The 16945-nt window shown below is 36.5% G+C and carries 16 protein-coding genes; 11 read left to right on the forward strand and 5 right to left on the reverse strand.

Annotation, left to right across the window (positions count from 1 at the left end):
* Positions 1-21 precede the first annotated feature (21 nt).
* The gene (locus AACZ30_RS04205) at positions 22-636 is read left to right on the forward strand and encodes a YigZ family protein (protein ID WP_339647901.1); all 615 of its coding nucleotides are present in this window, start codon (positions 22-24) and stop codon (positions 634-636) included.
* Between the two features lie 119 nt (positions 637-755).
* On the opposite strand, the gene AACZ30_RS04210 is transcribed toward AACZ30_RS04205, so the two are convergent.
* On the reverse strand, positions 756-1151 hold the full coding sequence (locus AACZ30_RS04210) for a thioesterase family protein (protein WP_339647902.1): 396 nt from the start codon (positions 1149-1151) through the stop codon (positions 756-758).
* A 205-nt stretch (positions 1152-1356) separates the two neighbouring features.
* On the opposite strand from AACZ30_RS04210, the gene dnaA reads away from it, so the two are divergent.
* The 3 genes from dnaA to AACZ30_RS04225 are packed head-to-tail and all read left to right on the forward strand — an operon-like array spanning position 1357 to position 3990.
* Entirely contained in the window at positions 1357-2784 is a 1428-nt protein-coding gene (dnaA, locus tag AACZ30_RS04215; RefSeq protein WP_079714042.1) for a chromosomal replication initiator protein DnaA, read from the forward strand.
* 10 nt (positions 2785-2794) lie between these two features.
* Complete coding sequence (locus AACZ30_RS04220) at positions 2795-3265, forward strand: low molecular weight protein-tyrosine-phosphatase (RefSeq protein WP_339647903.1); 471 nt, start codon at positions 2795-2797, stop codon at positions 3263-3265.
* A complete protein-coding gene (locus tag AACZ30_RS04225; protein ID WP_339647904.1) occupies positions 3265-3990 on the forward strand; it encodes an SAM-dependent methyltransferase in 726 nt (241 codons plus the stop codon). The genes AACZ30_RS04220 and AACZ30_RS04225 overlap by 1 nt, the downstream gene beginning before the upstream one ends.
* Here the strand turns inward: AACZ30_RS04225 and AACZ30_RS04230 are convergent.
* The 4 genes from AACZ30_RS04230 to dapF all read right to left on the reverse strand — a co-directional run bounded on the left by AACZ30_RS04230 (position 3987) and on the right by dapF (position 7221).
* Positions 3987-4658, reverse strand: a complete 672-nt coding sequence (locus AACZ30_RS04230; RefSeq protein WP_339647905.1) for a peptidoglycan-binding protein LysM — start codon at positions 4656-4658, stop codon at positions 3987-3989. The genes AACZ30_RS04225 and AACZ30_RS04230 overlap by 4 nt on opposite strands.
* Positions 4659-4871: 213 nt before the next feature.
* Positions 4872-5915, reverse strand: coding sequence for an endolytic transglycosylase MltG (gene mltG / locus AACZ30_RS04235; protein WP_339647906.1), 1044 nt, complete (start codon positions 5913-5915; stop codon positions 4872-4874).
* Positions 5915-6439, reverse strand: a complete 525-nt coding sequence (locus AACZ30_RS04240) for a GNAT family N-acetyltransferase (RefSeq protein ID WP_075327574.1) — start codon at positions 6437-6439, stop codon at positions 5915-5917. The genes mltG and AACZ30_RS04240 overlap by 1 nt, the downstream gene beginning before the upstream one ends.
* On the reverse strand, positions 6427-7221 hold the full coding sequence (gene dapF, locus AACZ30_RS04245; protein ID WP_339647907.1) for a diaminopimelate epimerase: 795 nt from the start codon (positions 7219-7221) through the stop codon (positions 6427-6429). Before dapF ends, AACZ30_RS04240 begins: the two co-directional genes overlap by 13 nt.
* Positions 7222-7356: 135 nt before the next feature.
* On the opposite strand from dapF, the gene AACZ30_RS04250 reads away from it, so the two are divergent.
* From AACZ30_RS04250 to AACZ30_RS04280, 7 genes are all read left to right on the forward strand, one after another.
* Positions 7357-8754, forward strand: a complete 1398-nt coding sequence (locus tag AACZ30_RS04250) for a trypsin-like peptidase domain-containing protein (protein ID WP_339647908.1) — start codon at positions 7357-7359, stop codon at positions 8752-8754.
* A gap of 217 nt (positions 8755-8971) precedes the next feature.
* Entirely contained in the window at positions 8972-10420 is a 1449-nt protein-coding gene (locus AACZ30_RS04255; RefSeq protein ID WP_339647909.1) for a glyceraldehyde-3-phosphate dehydrogenase, read from the forward strand.
* Between the two features lie 197 nt (positions 10421-10617).
* Positions 10618-11202 carry a hypothetical protein gene (locus AACZ30_RS04260; protein ID WP_232228859.1) on the forward strand — a complete coding sequence of 195 codons (585 nt, stop codon included), beginning with the start codon at positions 10618-10620 and terminating at the stop codon, positions 11200-11202.
* Between the two features lie 50 nt (positions 11203-11252).
* Positions 11253-11939: a tRNA (guanosine(37)-N1)-methyltransferase TrmD gene (gene trmD / locus AACZ30_RS04265; protein WP_208226212.1), complete on the forward strand. Its 687-nt coding sequence runs from the start codon at positions 11253-11255 to the stop codon at positions 11937-11939.
* Between the two features lie 114 nt (positions 11940-12053).
* Positions 12054-12404 carry a 50S ribosomal protein L19 gene (gene rplS, locus AACZ30_RS04270; protein WP_037319936.1) on the forward strand — a complete coding sequence of 117 codons (351 nt, stop codon included), beginning with the start codon at positions 12054-12056 and terminating at the stop codon, positions 12402-12404.
* A 233-nt stretch (positions 12405-12637) separates the two neighbouring features.
* On the forward strand, positions 12638-14056 hold the full coding sequence (locus tag AACZ30_RS04275) for a S8 family serine peptidase (RefSeq protein WP_339647911.1): 1419 nt from the start codon (positions 12638-12640) through the stop codon (positions 14054-14056).
* 607 nt (positions 14057-14663) lie between these two features.
* Positions 14664-16883 carry an NADP-dependent isocitrate dehydrogenase gene (locus AACZ30_RS04280; RefSeq protein ID WP_208226214.1) on the forward strand — a complete coding sequence of 740 codons (2220 nt, stop codon included), beginning with the start codon at positions 14664-14666 and terminating at the stop codon, positions 16881-16883.
* The last annotated feature ends 62 nt before the right edge of the window (positions 16884-16945 follow it).

The raw sequence follows: 16945 nt of genomic DNA on the forward strand, positions 1-16945 counted from the left end.
TCTAAAAAATAGCTATACATAATGAAAGACACCTATAAAACTATAACCAAAGCTTCCCCTGAAGTCTTATTCAAAGACCGGAATTCAAAGTTTTTCGGCTATGCATTTCCGGTAAAGACCGAAGAGGAAGCGAATATTCATTTAGAAGAATTAAAGACAAAACATCATAAAGCGAGGCACTGGTGTTATGCCTGGCAGTTTGGGAAATCTGAAGTCGATTTTCAATATCGCGCTAATGATGATGGGGAACCTTCAAATTCGGCAGGGATGCCTATATATGGCCAAATACAATCTTTTGAAGTGACCAATATTTTAATTGTAGTGGTGAGATATTTTGGCGGAGTAAAACTTGGGGTAGGCGGACTTATAAACGCCTACAAGACCGCAGCACAAATGGCACTGGAAGAAGCCAATATTGTTAAGAGAACCATAGATGAGCTTTTCGAGATCAGTTTTGATTATCCTGAAATGAATATTGTGATGCGCTTAATTAAGGAAAATAACCTCAACATTATTGAGCAAAAACTGGAGCTGGATTGCAAGATTTATATTTCAGTAAGAAAAAAAGAGGTCGAAGCAATTTTTGAAAAGTTTGATTCAACTTACAAGGTTGAGATTAAGAGATTGGAAGATTGAATTTTTCTTGTTATTACGATCCCGATGATAATCGGGAGAAGCAATCTGTAATCACTGGAATAATCACTGAAAAATTATTTCACTGCATTTGTAAAAACGATTTTCTGAAAGAAATAAATTCACTTTAATTTATTCAAAATATATTCTGGGCAGCGAATTGGTTTTTTAGTTTTAGAATCCATAAAAACCAAAGTTGTGTAAGCTTTTGTAATTAAGTCTCCACATTGGTTAAAAACTAAATATTCAAAAGTAATTTTTACCGACGGAAGTTCTTTTAATCTTACTTCAATTTTAAGTTCATCGTCAAAAACCGCGGGTTTTAAAAATTTCGTATTTAGCTCATAAACAGGTAACATCACCCCGTTTTCTTCCATAGATTTATAAGATATACCAAGAGCTGAAAGCCAGTCTAATCGGGCAATTTCAAAATATTGAGCATAATTACCGTGGTGCACCACACCCATTTGATCGGTTTCCGCATAGCGGACTTTAACATAAGAAACGTGACTTTTCATATTGAATTTAACAGCTAAAGTGAACGAGGTTTTGTACTTTCATAAGCGGAATTAAGTATGCACAATTTTTTCTTAAAATTCAACCCTAAACCGGTTTTTTTATTACATAATTTGTTCACATATTTGTTCTACCAAAGTTGAGAGACTCCTAAATCTTTTAACTGCTAATAAACCACTACTAATCTAAAATAATACAACACAAAGCATGTCAAAAACTGCGCAATCAGTTTGGAATAGCTGTCTGGCTTTTATCAAAGATAACATCACTCCACAGGCTTATAAAACGTGGTTTGAACCTATACAAGCAGTAAAACTTACAGATTGTGCACTAAGCATACAGGTGCCCTCAAAGTTTTTTTACGAATGGTTAGAAGAACATTATGTTAAGCTTTTAAAAGTTTCTCTTACCAAAGAATTAGGTGAAAAAGCCAAATTGGTCTATGTGATCAAAATGGAAAACACCTACGGCAATAAAATGCCATTTACCGAAAAAATACCAAGTACGCAGCGCAGTCATATGGCCTCTCAGGAAGTAGATGTGCCTCTAAAAAATAAGAACCCCGAATTAAAAAACCCTTTTATAATTCCCGGGATTAGAAATGTAAAAATTGAATCTCAACTTAACCCGAGTTATAATTTTGAAAACTTCCTGGAAGGAGATTCCAACAGGTTGGCAAGATCGGCTGGGTTAGCTGTAGCCAATAAACCAGGAGGAACTTCTTTTAATCCGCTGCTAATTTTTGGTGGCGTAGGATTGGGAAAAACACATTTGGCACACGCTATTGGGGTTGAAATAAAAGATAAATATCCAGAAAAGACGGTTTTATATATTTCTGCTGAAAAATTTACCCAACAGTATATAGAATCTGTAAAGAAAAATAACCGAAACGATTTTATTCATTTTTACCAGATTATTGATGTTTTGATCGTGGATGATATCCAATTGCTTTCAGGAAAAGCAGGTACTCAAGATGTATTTTTTCATATTTTTAATCACTTACATCAAAACGGAAAACAGGTGATTCTTACCAGTGATAAAGCGCCGGTAGATATGCAGGATATTGAACAACGCCTGCTTTCAAGATTTAAATGGGGACTTTCTGCAGAATTACAACATCCTGATTTTGAAACCCGTATTTCTATTATTAAAAGCAAACTTTATCGTGACGGGGTAGAAATGCCAGAAGAAATTGTTGAGTTTTTAGCTAATAATATAAAAACAAATATTAGGGAACTGGAAGGCGCCATTATTTCACTTATTGCCCACTCTTCTTTCAACAAAAAAGATATCACTTTAGAACTCGCCAAAAAGATTGTAGACAACTACGTGAAAAATACCAAGCGCGAAGTTTCTATAGATTATATTCAGAAAGTGGTGAGTGATTATTTCCAAATGGATGTGCAAACTTTGCAGTCTAAAACCCGAAAAAGGCATATTGTACAGGCAAGACAACTGGCCATGTTCTTTGCTAAAAAGTTTACAAAAGCTTCTTTGGCAAGCATTGGCTCTCAAATTGGAAAACGCGATCACGCTACGGTTTTACACGCTTGCAAAACGGTAGATAACCTGGCGACGACTGATAAGCAATTCAAAAAGTTTGTTGAAGACCTCAACAAAAAACTTACCATATAAAAACATTTTTATGAAGACTAAGGTATTGATGGTGTGCCTCGGCAATATTTGCAGATCACCGCTTGCCGAGGAAATTTTAAAATCTAAGGTAGACCAATCTAAGGTTTTTGTAGATTCGGCCGGGACCGGAGATTACCATATAGACGATGCGCCAGATCCTCGCTCTGTTGCAATAGCGAAAAAAAATAACCTGGATATTACCTACCAGCGCGGAAGACAATTTCAGGTAGAAGATTTTGATAAATTCGATCGCATTTATGTGATGGATAATCAGAATTTTAAAGATGTGATCTCTCTTGCCAGGAATGACGAAGATCGCGCAAAAGTACAATTGATACTAGATGAAATTTTCCCTGCGGAAAATGTAGATGTACCAGATCCATATTTTGGTGGTGATCACGGATTTGAAAATGTATACCAGATGCTGGATGAAGCTTGCGAAAAAATAGCAGACCAGTTGAAGGAAGAAAATAAAGCATAATGGCTGACTTTAGATATCCAGGAAAACTTTACCTGATTCCCACTACAATGGGAGCGGCAAACCCAATGCAGGTTCTACCCATTCAGGTTAAAGAAATTATGGAAAACCTGGATATTTTTATTGCTGAAAATGAAAAAACGGCCAGAAGACATATAAAACAACTGGTTCCCGAAAAGCAACAATCTATTCTAAAATTTTTTCATCTAAATAAATTCACTGAAGTTTCAGAAATCCCTTCATTTTTAAACGATTGTAAAGAAGGAAAAAATATAGGCTTATTGAGCGAAGCGGGTTGTCCCGGTGTTGCAGATCCAGGTGCTGAAATTGTGAAAATTGCGCATAATGAAGGCATCCAGGTAATTCCATTAGTGGGCCCCTCTTCAATTCTATTGGCAATGATGGGCAGCGGAATGAACGGGCAGCGTTTTACATTTAACGGCTATTTGCCTATAGACAAAAAAGAACGGAAAAAGGAAATTAAAGATTTAGAGCGTCTATCTTTTGAAAAACAGGAAGCACAAATTTTTATTGAAACTCCTTACCGCAATAATAAATTACTGGAAGATTTTTTACAACTTTTACATCCAACTACCAGGCTTTGTGTAGCTTGTGATCTTACCTTACCTACAGAGTACATCGTAACCAAACCGGTTTCAGAATGGAGTAAAACAAAAACAGACCTCCATAAGAGGCCTGCTATTTTTATATTTCAGAAAGAAATTTAAGCTCTAAAAGCTTGAATATCTACTCTCGGGTTTTTTTCCGGTTTAACAAACGAAGTATCATAACCGCCAAATTTCTTCAAATAATTTCTAATTGAAGTTCCAAAAGCATCGCTAAAAGACTGGGCTCCCCAGCTTCTAAGGTATTTTTTCACACTTCCCGGGCCAGCAAGATGGGCAGCGGCAAGAATACCAGACTCGGTTACTTCTACTCCATTAATTACTTTGCCTTCAAAACGTGCAATATCACGAATTAAGATCCATTTGTTTCTGGAAGCATTGGTATAAAATGCGGCTTCCTGGAGTTGTGGTGAGTTAAGGAATTCTGCACTATTGTAAATGCCAAGTAATTCCAGGGTTCCAATACCAAACTGGTATTTTCCCATATAACCAAACTCATTAATTGTTTGATAATTTCCGCGAGATTCTTTAAAACCCAGCGCTTCTTTAAAACCAACATAGGACTTTCCCAGTTCAGGTAACGCCCTTTCAAGGCTTTGATCTTTTGCTAACTCGCTTTCCTCTACAAGGGCTACGGTATAGTTTAGATCTAAATTGGAAGTTGAATAACCTTCAATTTCCAAATTCGCTGCTTCTCTAGTTGAAAAACTGAAAAACATGCAGCCTGCAAAAACAGGCAAGATTGAAAATTTTGCAATTTTCCTTCTCATTACATTTTGTTTCTGAAAGGTTAACGGTTTGGGCTAAAAAAATTAAGCTTACGCCCCTTTCAATTTTGCCGTGCAAATGTACAACAAATTTTAAAAATCTGAAGCACAACCTGTTAAGTAAATTATAAAGTTATGGAATGACTTAACATCGCTCTAAGAGTACGTATGCTAAGGCGTTAGAACTTTCTTAATAATTTGGAGTAAAAATTATTTTTATCTTTTTACACCTTGTTTGTTAATCCAACGCACATATTCCTGCTTATTTCGATTATGCTGAGCTAAATTTTTGGCAAATTTATGATAACCAAAATTTTTAACATCGGCTACAAAGTAGAAGTAATCGTGATCTTCATAATTAAGCACGGCGTTTATTGCAGAAATATCTGGCATAAAAATAGGTCCCGGTGGTAACTCTTTATATATATAGGTATTATAAGGAGAATCTAATTCCAGATCTTTATAAAGCACTCTTTTAATAATGGTATCCCATTTTTGCGTTTTATTTTTCAATGCGTAGATCACTGTAGGATCGGCGTCTAATTTCCACCCGTTTTTATACCGGTTCATATAAACTCCCGCTACTTTTGGGCGTTCGTCTACCTTAGCGGTTTCTTTGTGAACTATTGAAGCCAGTGTGGAAACCTCTTTAGGGTTCAAGCCTATTTCTTCGGCTTTTTGCTTCTTTTCATCGGTCCAGAAGCGATCGTATTCCCGCTTCATTCGCTCTCTAAATTCTTCAGCTGAAGTATTCCAGTAGAATTCATATTGGTTAGGAATATACATTGCTAAGCCATTAGCTTCAGTAAAATTATTTTCAGCTAAAAATTCTTCATCCTTAAAAGCTTTAATTAAAGCTGTACTATCGGCTTCAATTTGCTGGGCAACTCTTCCGGCAAGATCTTCCAGTCGCTCCTGGTTATTAAAGGTAAGTTTTACTGGTAAATTTCCGCTTCGCAAAGCATTTACTAATTCGTTATTATTCATCCCGGGATTAATAGCGTATCTCCCAGCCCTGATATTTGATGCATAACCCTTTTTTCGGGCAACCAGGTCAAAAGATTCCATATCTTCCACGTAAGGCTGAAGGCTATCTATCACGGTTTGATAGTCTGCACCCGTAGGTACGTAAACTATCTTTTTCTCTCCCGTAAAACTGGTGTTCCCTGAAAAAATACTGGTATAAATATAATAGCTAAAAACAGAAAGGCCTATAAGCCCAAGAATGGCAATAGCAAGTAGAATTTTTTTGATGTACATTATTTATTGATCAATTGATAGAGAATTTCATCTTTAAAACCGCCTTCAGAATAAGTCCAGTCTTTTTTTATACCAACTCTTTGGAAACCCAGGTTTTCAAAAAGTTTTACACTGGTTTCGTTTCCTTCGGTGATATTTGCATAAACCTGGTGCATGGCGAGATGGGTAAAACAGTAATTGCAAAGTAATTTTAGAGCTTCAGCACCATATCCTTTTCCGCGTTCAGAGGGATCGGCAATTAAGATTCCCAAAGCTGCCCTTCGGTCTTTTGGCTCGAAGTCAAAAATATCTATTAGACCAACTTCATTATCCTGAAGATCACAAATCACCAAGCGCAATTGTTTAATATCGTAAATGTCGCGATGCGCGTTTTCCAGGTATTGCTTAATAAGAAACCGGGAATAAGGAGTTTGGGTGGCACTTACTTCCCAAAACTCTTCTATATTCTCCACAGTATGAACAAAATCGAGATCCTCGGGTTCCAGAGCACGTAGGTAAACCTTATTTCCTCTTAAGCCTGGCATACTATTTCTCCTTTAAAAACCTGCTCTGCCGGGCCGGTTAACCAAACATTTGTATAAATTTCGTTTTCTTTACTGAAGGAAACCGATAATTCGCCCCCGGGAACAATTAGCTTTACCGTATTAGTATTCGCCTTTCCAGAAGCGTGCGCCGCCAGGGCAACTGCAGTAACTCCCGTTCCGCAAGAAAGCGTTTCGTCTTCCACTCCCCTTTCGTAAGTTCTAACTAAAAAGGTATTATCTTCCTGCATATCTACAAAATTCACATTGGTACCGCCATTGGATACATATTCATCTGAATATCTAATTACAGCACCTTCTTTTTTCACATCAAGATCGGCTACATTTTTAGTGAAAATTACGTGATGTGGAGAACCAGTATCAAGAAAAGCGCTATTTCCCAGTTGTTTTATATCTAAAACATTCTGCATTTGTAGACTTACCTGGTGGTTGCTAATGGTTGCTTTATGCGGTCCATCTATTGCCGTGAAAGTAGCTTCATTTTGTATGATTCCCAGGAATTTTGCAAAAGCTACCAGGCAACGCCCACCATTGCCGCACATACTGCTTTGATTCCCATCGGCATTAAAATAAACCATTTTAAAATCGTCACCCTCCACTTCGGGATTTTCCAAAAGTATAAGACCGTCTCCTCCAATGCCAAATTTACGGTCGCAAAGCTTTTTAATTATTCTGGTATTGTTTTTGGATAATAGTTGTTGGCGGTTATCAATCATCACAAAATCGTTCCCGGTGCCCTGATATTTATAAAATGGAATTTTCATTACGTGAATTTTAAGGGCAACAAAGATACTATAAATAACACGATTTTATGGCGTGTTAAATGGCCGTTAAAGTTAAAAACTGAAAATACTAATATTATAATTTTAAAGTTGAATTATATAAAAACACCATTGAAAATGAAAAATTTATCTAAACTACTTCTCGTTTCTATTTTAGGAGGCGCGTTGACTTTAGGGAGCTATAAAATGTTTTTTGAAGAAGAAACGCCCACAGGTTTACCCCCGGTTTCTAATACTACAGCCGAATTAATTCCTGCAAATTATTCGGGAAATATCTACGGCACGAATGCCGATTTTACCGAAGCAGCCGAAAATACCGTTAACGGAGTGGTACACGTTAAAAACGTAGCTGTTTTTAAAGGTCCGCGTACTATGAGAGATCTAATTCAGGGGAATTATAGTGGCGGTAAAGCACTGCAGGGAGCCGGCTCTGGAGTCATTATTTCTCCAGATGGTTATATTGTAACCAACAACCACGTAATTAGAGAAGCCAATGAGGTTGAAGTTACCTTGAACAATAACAAAACCTATACTGCAGAAATTGTTGGAGCCGATGAAACTTCAGATATCGCTCTATTAAAAATTGATGCGGAAGGCCTGGATTATATTCCGTTTGGCGATTCTAACAATGTAAAACTTGGAGAATGGGTGCTTGCAGTTGGAAATCCTTTTAACCTTAAATCTACCGTAACCGCGGGAATTATTAGTGCTACCGCAAGAGATTTAAATACACGCGATCTTACTTCGCAATCTTTTATACAAACTGATGCCGCGATTAATCCAGGTAATAGTGGAGGCGCTTTAGTGAATATTAATGGCGAACTGGTTGGAATTAATACTGCCATTACTTCCCAAACCGGAAGTTATATAGGTTATGCATTTGCCGTACCGTCTAATAATACCCGTAAAATCGTAGAAGATATTATGGAGTATGGTGATGTGCAAAAAGGAATTTTAGGAATTAGAGGTGGAAATATCAACCCAAGGGCGGTAGAAGAATTCGGACTTGAAACTACCCAGGGAGTTATGGTGGCTGAAGTAACCGAAGGAAGCGGTGCTGAAAAAGCCGGACTTAAACAAGGCGATATAATTAGAAAATTAGATAATATAGACATTAATAAATTCTCAGATCTAACTGGATATATTAATTCAAAGCGTCCTAACGATGAAATTGATGTACTATTTATTAGAGATGGCAAGGAAAGAGAAGCTACGGTAACCCTTACTAAATTTGAAACCTACACTATAGAACCTATAAAAATAGAAGTTTCTAATGCCAGTAAGGAAGAATTACAGGAATTGAATGTTGAAAATGGCGTTAGAATTCACCGTACCCTCTCCCCTAGATTACCTGCGGAAGAATTGGTAGGAACCATTATTACTGCAATAGATAATAAAGAGGTGGCTAGCGTAAGCGATGTTGAACGAATCTTTAGAAATAAAAATCTTGCTGAAGATATTGTGATTACCATAGTTGATAGAAATGGCGAAAAACAGCGAATGGTTTGGCGATAAAAAGCAAAGACTAAATCTCCTAAAACTCCCTTAATTAAAGGGAGTTTTTTATGCAAAATTTTCTTTACGAAAACGTTTGAAATATATACTTTTGCGGCAATAATTAAGAACCTTGGGTAAGTCCACGAGGTTTGAGATAGAAACTATTTTATAATTTCGAGCTAAGGCTCGGCAAAATTAAACCCTCAATGAGGGATTAAAACAACACAAACCACACATGAGCTTCAACAAAGTTTACGAAAAGGAACTTTCTTTTCAGGCAAACCGGCGCAAAGCGACCGTACAATTCATTAATATTATAAGTGATCTTTGGTACGATAAATCTATTGAGCTGGTTTTATTCAGAAATCAATTGCTTAACCGCAATGTTAGCGATATTCTTAACTTACACGAATACGCGGGAGAATTTGTAGAAAAACCTATTTCAATTTTTGATTCGGTAGAAATTGCAAAAGCAATCCAGGATATGGATCTGCCACCTGCAAAACTGGACATTGGGAAATTAACCTATGAGTATCATTTAGAAGACCAGGGACATCTTAATGCTATGGCTTTTGTTTCAGATAAACTGAAAGATGCAAAAAAATATGATAAAGTTGTCCCTAAAGATGTTGTGCTTTACGGTTTTGGGCGTATTGGTCGTTTAGTAGCCAGGGAATTAATGGCCAGAACAGGTAAAGGCAGTCAGTTGCGTTTGCGAGCTATCGTTACTCGAGGTGCTGTAGACAGGAATGTTTTGGAAAAACGTGCTTCCTTATTAAAAAATGATTCAGTTCACGGTGATTTTTCAGGAACTGTTGGTATAGACGAAGAAAATAGTGCACTTATTATAAACGGCACCACTGTAAAAGTAATTTCCACAGATAAACCTGAGGATATTGACTATACAAAATTCGGAATAAATAAGGCTTTAATTATAGATAACACCGGTGCGTTCAGAGACAAAGAAGCACTAAGCAGGCACCTTAAAGCGAAAGGAGCGGCAAAGGTTTTACTTTCTGCTCCCGGGAAAGGCATTCCAAATATTGTTCATGGCGTAAATCATAAAGAATATAATCCTGATAAAATTTCAATATTCTCTGCAGCCTCATGTACTACGAATGCAATCACCCCTGTGTTAAAAGCCGTTCAAGATACACTTGGCGTGGTGCACGGGCATTTAGAAACTATCCACGCCTATACCAACGATCAGAACCTGGTAGATAATATGCACAGCAAATACCGCCGGGGTCGTGCGGCTGCGCTCAATATGGTGATTACCGAAACCGGCGCCGGGAAAGCTGTTGCAAAGGCCTTACCTGTTTTTGAAGGTAAATTAACATCAAACGCAATTAGGGTTCCTGTTCCCAATGGGTCACTTGCAATTCTAAATCTGGAAATTGAGGGTCAAACCACTGTTGAAGGCGTAAATAATATTTTAAAGAAATACGCCCTTGAAGGTGAACTCGTAGAACAAATTAAATATTCCCTGGATAATGAATTAGTATCATCAGATATTGTTGGCTCTAACGCCCCGGCCATTTATGATAGTAAGGCCACCATTGTCTCTGAAGATGGGAAAAATGTAATTCTTTATATCTGGTATGATAACGAATATGGGTACAACCACCAATTAATAAGGCTGGCAAAGTATATCGCGAAAGTGAGAAGGTTTACTTATTATTAATATTTTATAATAAGCTAAAATACCTGAAAACCCACCTAAATTTGGTGGGTTTTTTATTGGGAATAATTTACATTTGCGCGCTCAAATAATTAATTTAAAGGAATTTATAAAAATTAGATTCAAATTAACCAATTCTTTTACAATAAGTAAAAAAAGAAGGCGTTCAAGCATATAAATTCCAACCAGAAAAATCCCAAATGATGCGTAATATTATTTTTTCAAGTTTACTTTTAATATTTTCAATTAGTTTTTTATCGGCTCAGGATTCCCTGGCTACTTCTAATTTTATTGAAGACGAATTTGATAACCTTATTGAATCTTCAAATAACTACCAGGGCTACAAAGTTGTAGATTATGATGCTTTAATTGAATTACGGGACAATACAAAACGCCACGTTCAGGATTTAAAAAATGAGCTTCAGGAAGAGCAAAGCACTATTTCCAATCAAAATGAAGAAATTGAAAATCTTGAAAATCAATTAGCCCAAACCCAGGAAGATCTTCAGCGTGTAAACGAAGAAAAAGATGCTATTAAATTTCTTGGCATGCCTTTTAGCAAAGGAAGTTATATGGCCTTGATGTGGGGAATTGTAGGAGTCTTAATTCTCGCACTACTTTTCTTTATCTATAAGTTTAAAAATTCTAATGCTACTACCAAAGAAGCGAAGCATAGGTTAGATGAAACCGAAAAAGAATTTGACCTTTACCGCGCGAAAGCTTTAGAAAAAGAACAACGTTTAGGCCGTATGCTTCAGGATGAAAAGAATAAAGCCAAAGATTAATTTTCTTCAGCTAAAATTTTAATTAGCATCTTTGCATTTTATTAGAAAATATGCGCATAGATATAATTACTGTAGTTCCAGATTTACTTAAAAGCCCTTTTGAGGCCTCTATTCTAAAAAGAGCCATAGAAAGCGGTCATGTAGAAATTCATCTTCATAATTTAAGAGATTATGTAACCGATAATTACAAACAAATTGATGATTATCAGTTTGGTGGTGGTGCCGGGATGGTAATGATGGTAGAGCCTATAGATAAGTGTATTTCCAATCTTAAAAGTCAGCGGGATTATAATGAAGTAATTTATATGAGCCCAGATGGCGATCGTTTTAATCAAAAAACTGCCAATACACTTTCCCTTAAGGAAAACATCATTATTCTCTGCGGACATTATAAAGGAGTAGATCAAAGAGTTCGCGACCATTTTATTACCAAAGAAATTTCTATAGGCGATTATGTACTTTCTGGCGGGGAACTTGGTGCTGCTGTGGTTTGTGATGCTATTATAAGGTTAATTCCCGGAGTTTTGGGAAATGAAACTTCAGCGTTAACTGACTCTTTTCAGGATAATTTACTGGCTCCACCGGTTTATACAAGACCTGCAGAATATAAAGGATGGAAAGTTCCGGAGATATTAACCTCGGGTAATTTTCCGAAGATAGAAGCCTGGCGGGAAGAAAAAGCCTGGGAGCGTACCAAACGCTTAAGGCCTGATCTTTTGGATGAAACAGAAAAATAATTGCAATTTCTAAGTTGCATTATAAATTAAAATTAATACTTTTGCACTCGTTCTAAAATAACCTCTGGCGAGGTCCGTGAATGTTGTTTTAGATTTTACATTAAATAAGAAATTATGGAATCGTTAATTAAGTACGTACAAGACGAATTCGTTGAAAGAAAAGATTTACCTGAATTTTCTGCAGGTGATACCATTACTGTGTATTACGAAATTAAAGAGGGTCAAAAAACCCGTACCCAGTTTTTTAAAGGGGTAGTAATTCAGAAAAGAGGTAGCGGTGCATCACAGACTTTCACCATTAGAAAAATGAGTGGTACTGTAGGTGTTGAAAGAATTTTTCCTTTAAACCTTCCTGCAATTCAAAAAATTGAATTGAACAAACGAGGAAAAGTAAGAAGAGCTCGTATTTATTACTTTAGAGAACTTACCGGGAAAAAAGCCCGTATTAAGGAAGCTAAAAGATAAGATACATCTTATTAAACTTATAGAAAGCCCCGTAAATCGGGGCTTTTTTTATGGATTATATGTAAGTAAACCAACATACCACAGTTTAGTCACTAATATTTCAGTAAGATTTTTATTATTTATCGTTATTTCTTTAACCTAAATGCTAAATATTATAATTTTATGATATTAAATTCTTGTTAATAGTTGTTATTCTTGTAATTTATGGCCTTGAAAAAACTAAAACATATTTTATGAAAAAAACAACAATTAAATTATGGAAAATGCTTGTATGCGTTTTCTTATTTGGGGCTGTATTTAGCTCATGTGAGAAAGAAGAGAATTTAAGGGAAACTGATGAAAACCTTGCTACTGATTTGCAGGAGCCACCATTTAAAAATTATATGGTAATTTCTGAATCTTCCGACTTAACTAAGAGTGTAGAAAATTCTCTTAAAACAAGCGGTAGTGAGATTATAAGTTCTATTCCTGAAATTGGAATTTCTATTGTAAGTTCAAAAGATGTAAATTTCATAGAGAACACAATGAAAAAGAAGAACATAGACGCTGTGGTGCCAGATTATGAAATAGCATGGATACCTACATCTAAAGGTATAGAAGCAAATCTTCCAGAAGCCACACCTAGTATTGGAAGTACAGAACCTTATTATTACTACGATTATCTTTGGGGATTAGAGGCTATTGACGCTCCAGATGCATGGAATGCTGGTTTTACTGGTAGCGGGGCAAGTGTATTTGTTCTTGACTCTGGTATAGATGCTGAACACGTAGAACTGACTCCCAATTTAAATACTTCACTTTCAGCTTCATTTGTACCCGGAGAAGATTGGAATGTTTTGGAGAGCACTCCTTTTGATAATCATGGAACTCACGTAGCAGGAACCATTGCTGCTGCTCAAAATGGATTAGGTCTTATTGGTGTTGCACCACACGCTGAACTTGTAGCTGTTAAAGTTCTTTCTGAATTTACAGGAAGTGGCGCCTTTAGTTCTATTAATGCCGGTATTGTTTATGCAGGCGAAAACTCGGCTGACGTTATCAATATGAGTTTAGGTGCTACCCTAAACAAAAATGGAAAATTAGTGGATGCTAATGGTGATCCTTATAAAATACCTGCTAAGTATGTTATGGAAATTGTAAATGCCCAGCAAAAAGCTATAGATTATGCCTATAAAAAAGGAAGTACAATTATAGCTTCAGCAGGTAATGATGGGGTAAATTACGATGGAAATTCAGCATATATTAAACTACCTGGTGGATTAAATAATGTGGTAACTGTCTCTGCAACTGCACCCGAAGGTTACGACTGGACTGCAGATTATACTAATTTTGATATTCCTGCAAGTTACACTACTCACGGGAAATCTTTAGTAGACATTGCTGCCCCTGGAGGAGATGGAGATGTTGCTCTTGATGATATGATTCTTAGCACCGGTAATAATAATTCATTATTCTGGAGCGCAGGTACAAGTATGGCTGCTCCACACGTTTCTGGTGTTGCTGCATTAATCATCGCTAAAAATGGTGGTGATATGAGTCCTCAAGAAGTTACAAAACAAATTGAAAAAACTGCAGATAAAGTTGATGGCAACGGTCAAAGCACATTCTTTGGAAAAGGAAGAATAAATGCTTACCGCGCAGTAACCGAGTAAACTGCTTAAAGTTTAATAATATAGAAAGCCCCGAATTTCGGGGCTTTTTTATGCGTAAATATCAGCATTCAATAGGCTTCCAACTCACTGTATAACAAAAAGTTAAAAATTTTATTTTACTGTCGTTTTGTTGTATATTTAATATGGAATTTAGTTGAAGGGAATGACAAAAGGATTTCTTATTAAATTGAAATTCCGCGTAAAGCTTAAAATCCTTTACATACGGTTTTTATCTTCTATATAACGCTCATGTTTTGCCAGGTCAAAAATAGTTTGAAAGATAAAAACCCTTTAGATTCAAAAATCTAACTTTACTAAGTTTTTATTTTTGAATCATTGAAATAATGCACACCGGGATTTTTCCCTTAAAGAATTTCGAAAATTCAGTGAGAACGTATTATTTCAGTTGAAGCCATTTCATTTTAGTTATTAAGATGAAATGGCTTTTTTTATGCCCTTTTTGTAATAATTAACAGGCTTTAACCTTGCTTCAGCTATGATAAAAGCTTGAAAAATATTATATTGCGCAGAGCTCGAACGCCCAGTGAAAATTGGGCGTTCATTGAGTTTAGACATTTCAAAATTAATCAGCTATAAAAATTACAAAATGACACAGATTGGAAAGATCATTTATACCAAAACAGATGAAGCCCCGGCTTTAGCTACCTATTCTTTTTATCCTATTGTAAAGTCGTATACCAAGGCGGCAAATGTTGGGATGGAAACCAAAGATATCTCCCTGGCAGGTAGAATTTTATCTCAATTTCCACAGTACCTTTCAGACGATCAAAAAGTAAGCGATGATTTAGCCGAACTTGGTGATTTGGCTAAAAAACCCGAAGCTAATATTATTAAGTTACCTAATATTAGTGCGTCTATTCCGCAGTTAAAAGCTGCCATTAAAGAGCTACAGGAAAAAGGTTATAAATTACCAGACTATCCAGACGAACCTTCAAATGATGAAGAAAAGAAAATCCAGGCTACTTACGATAAAGTAAAAGGTAGTGCGGTAAATCCAGTGTTACGTGAAGGAAATTCAGATAGACGAGCTCCAAAAGCGGTAAAGAATTTCGCTAAAAAACATCCGCATTCCATGGGAGAATGGAGTTCAGATTCTAAATCTCATGTGGCTACAATGAACGGTGGAGATTTTAAAGCCAATGAAAAATCTCTAACCCTTAACGAAGAAACCGATGTGAAAATTGAATTTACTTCTAAAGATGGGGATAAAAAAGTTCTTAAAGATAACCTGCACTTGCTTAAAGGAGAGGTTATTGATGCCACTTTAATGAGTAAAAAAGCACTTTTACAGTTTCTTAGAGAACAGGTTAAAGATGCTAAAGAAAAAGGAGTACTTTTTTCTTTACATATGAAAGCCACGATGATGAAGGTTTCAGACCCCATTATTTTTGGTCACGCAGTACGCGTATTTTTTGAAGATGTTTTCAACGAATATGGCGAAGATCTTAAAAATGCAGGAGGAGATCCAAACAGCGGACTGGGAGATATATTAAATGCCATTGAAAAACTTCCTGCCGATAAAAAAGCGGAAATTGAATCTAAAATAAAAGCCGATCTTGAAGAAGGACCAGATTTAGCAATGGTAAATTCTGATAAAGGAATTACCAACCTTCACGTACCAAGTGATGTGATTATAGATGCTTCTATGCCCGCTATGATTAGAACATCGGGCCAAATGTGGAATAAAAATAACGAAACTCAAGATACCAAAGCGGTAATTCCAGATAGTAGTTATGCTCCCCTTTACCAGGAAACTATTGAATTCTGCCAAAAACACGGTGCTTTTGATCCTACTACCATGGGAACTGTTCCTAACGTGGGCTTAATGGCTCAAAAAGCCGAAGAATATGGTTCTCACGATAAAACTTTTGAGATTCCCGCTGCCGGTACTGTTCGTGTAATTGATAAAAGTGGAAAAACTTTGACAGAGCACGAAGTTGAAGAAGGAGACATCTGGAGAATGTGCCAGGTTAAGGATGCTCCAATCCAGGATTGGATTAAATTGGCGGTAAATAGAGCAAAAGCTACCGGTTGGCCAGCAATTTTCTGGTTAGATGAAGACCGTGCTCACGATGCTGAGCTTATTAAAAAGGTGAATCAATATCTTCCAGACTATGATACTCAAGGTGTAGACATTAAAATAATGTCGGTTGCTGAAGCTACCAAATATACGCTGGAACGAGTAAAAGCTGGAAAAGACACCATCTCTGTTACAGGTAATGTACTAAGAGATTATTTAACCGACCTTTTCCCAATTTTAGAAGTAGGTACCAGCGCAAAAATGCTGTCTATTGTACCGTTAATGAATGGTGGAGGATTGTTTGAAACCGGTGCCGGTGGATCTGCCCCAAAACACGTACAACAGTTTCTTGAAGAAGGCCACTTGCGTTGGGATTCTCTTGGAGAATTCCTTGCTCTTGCAGCTTCCTTAGAGCATTTAGGCGAAAAATATGAGAATAAAAAAGCGCTTGTACTTTCTGAAGCATTAGACGACGCCACCAATAAATTTTTGGAAAACAGTAAATCGCCATCCAGAAAAGTAAACGAATTGGATAACCGCGGCAGTCATTTTTACCTGGCTTTATATTGGGCGCAGGCTTTGGCCGCACAAGATAAGGATGCCGAGTTAAAAGAACATTTTGCTAATGTTGCTTCAAAATTAGAAGAAAACGAAGAGCAAATTAATAAGGAATTAATAGATGCTCAGGGATCTTCAGTAAACATTGGAGGTTATTATAAACCAGACGAAGACCTTACTTCTAAGGCTATGAGACCAAGCAAATTATTGAATGATATTCTAGGATAGATTTATAATTTGTAACTAATCAGTTTGTAGTTTGGTAATCCAATTTAGCTATAAGTGCTAGG

It is taken from the genome of uncultured Salegentibacter sp. (assembly GCF_963972535.1).
Taxonomy (GTDB): domain Bacteria; phylum Bacteroidota; class Bacteroidia; order Flavobacteriales; family Flavobacteriaceae; genus Salegentibacter.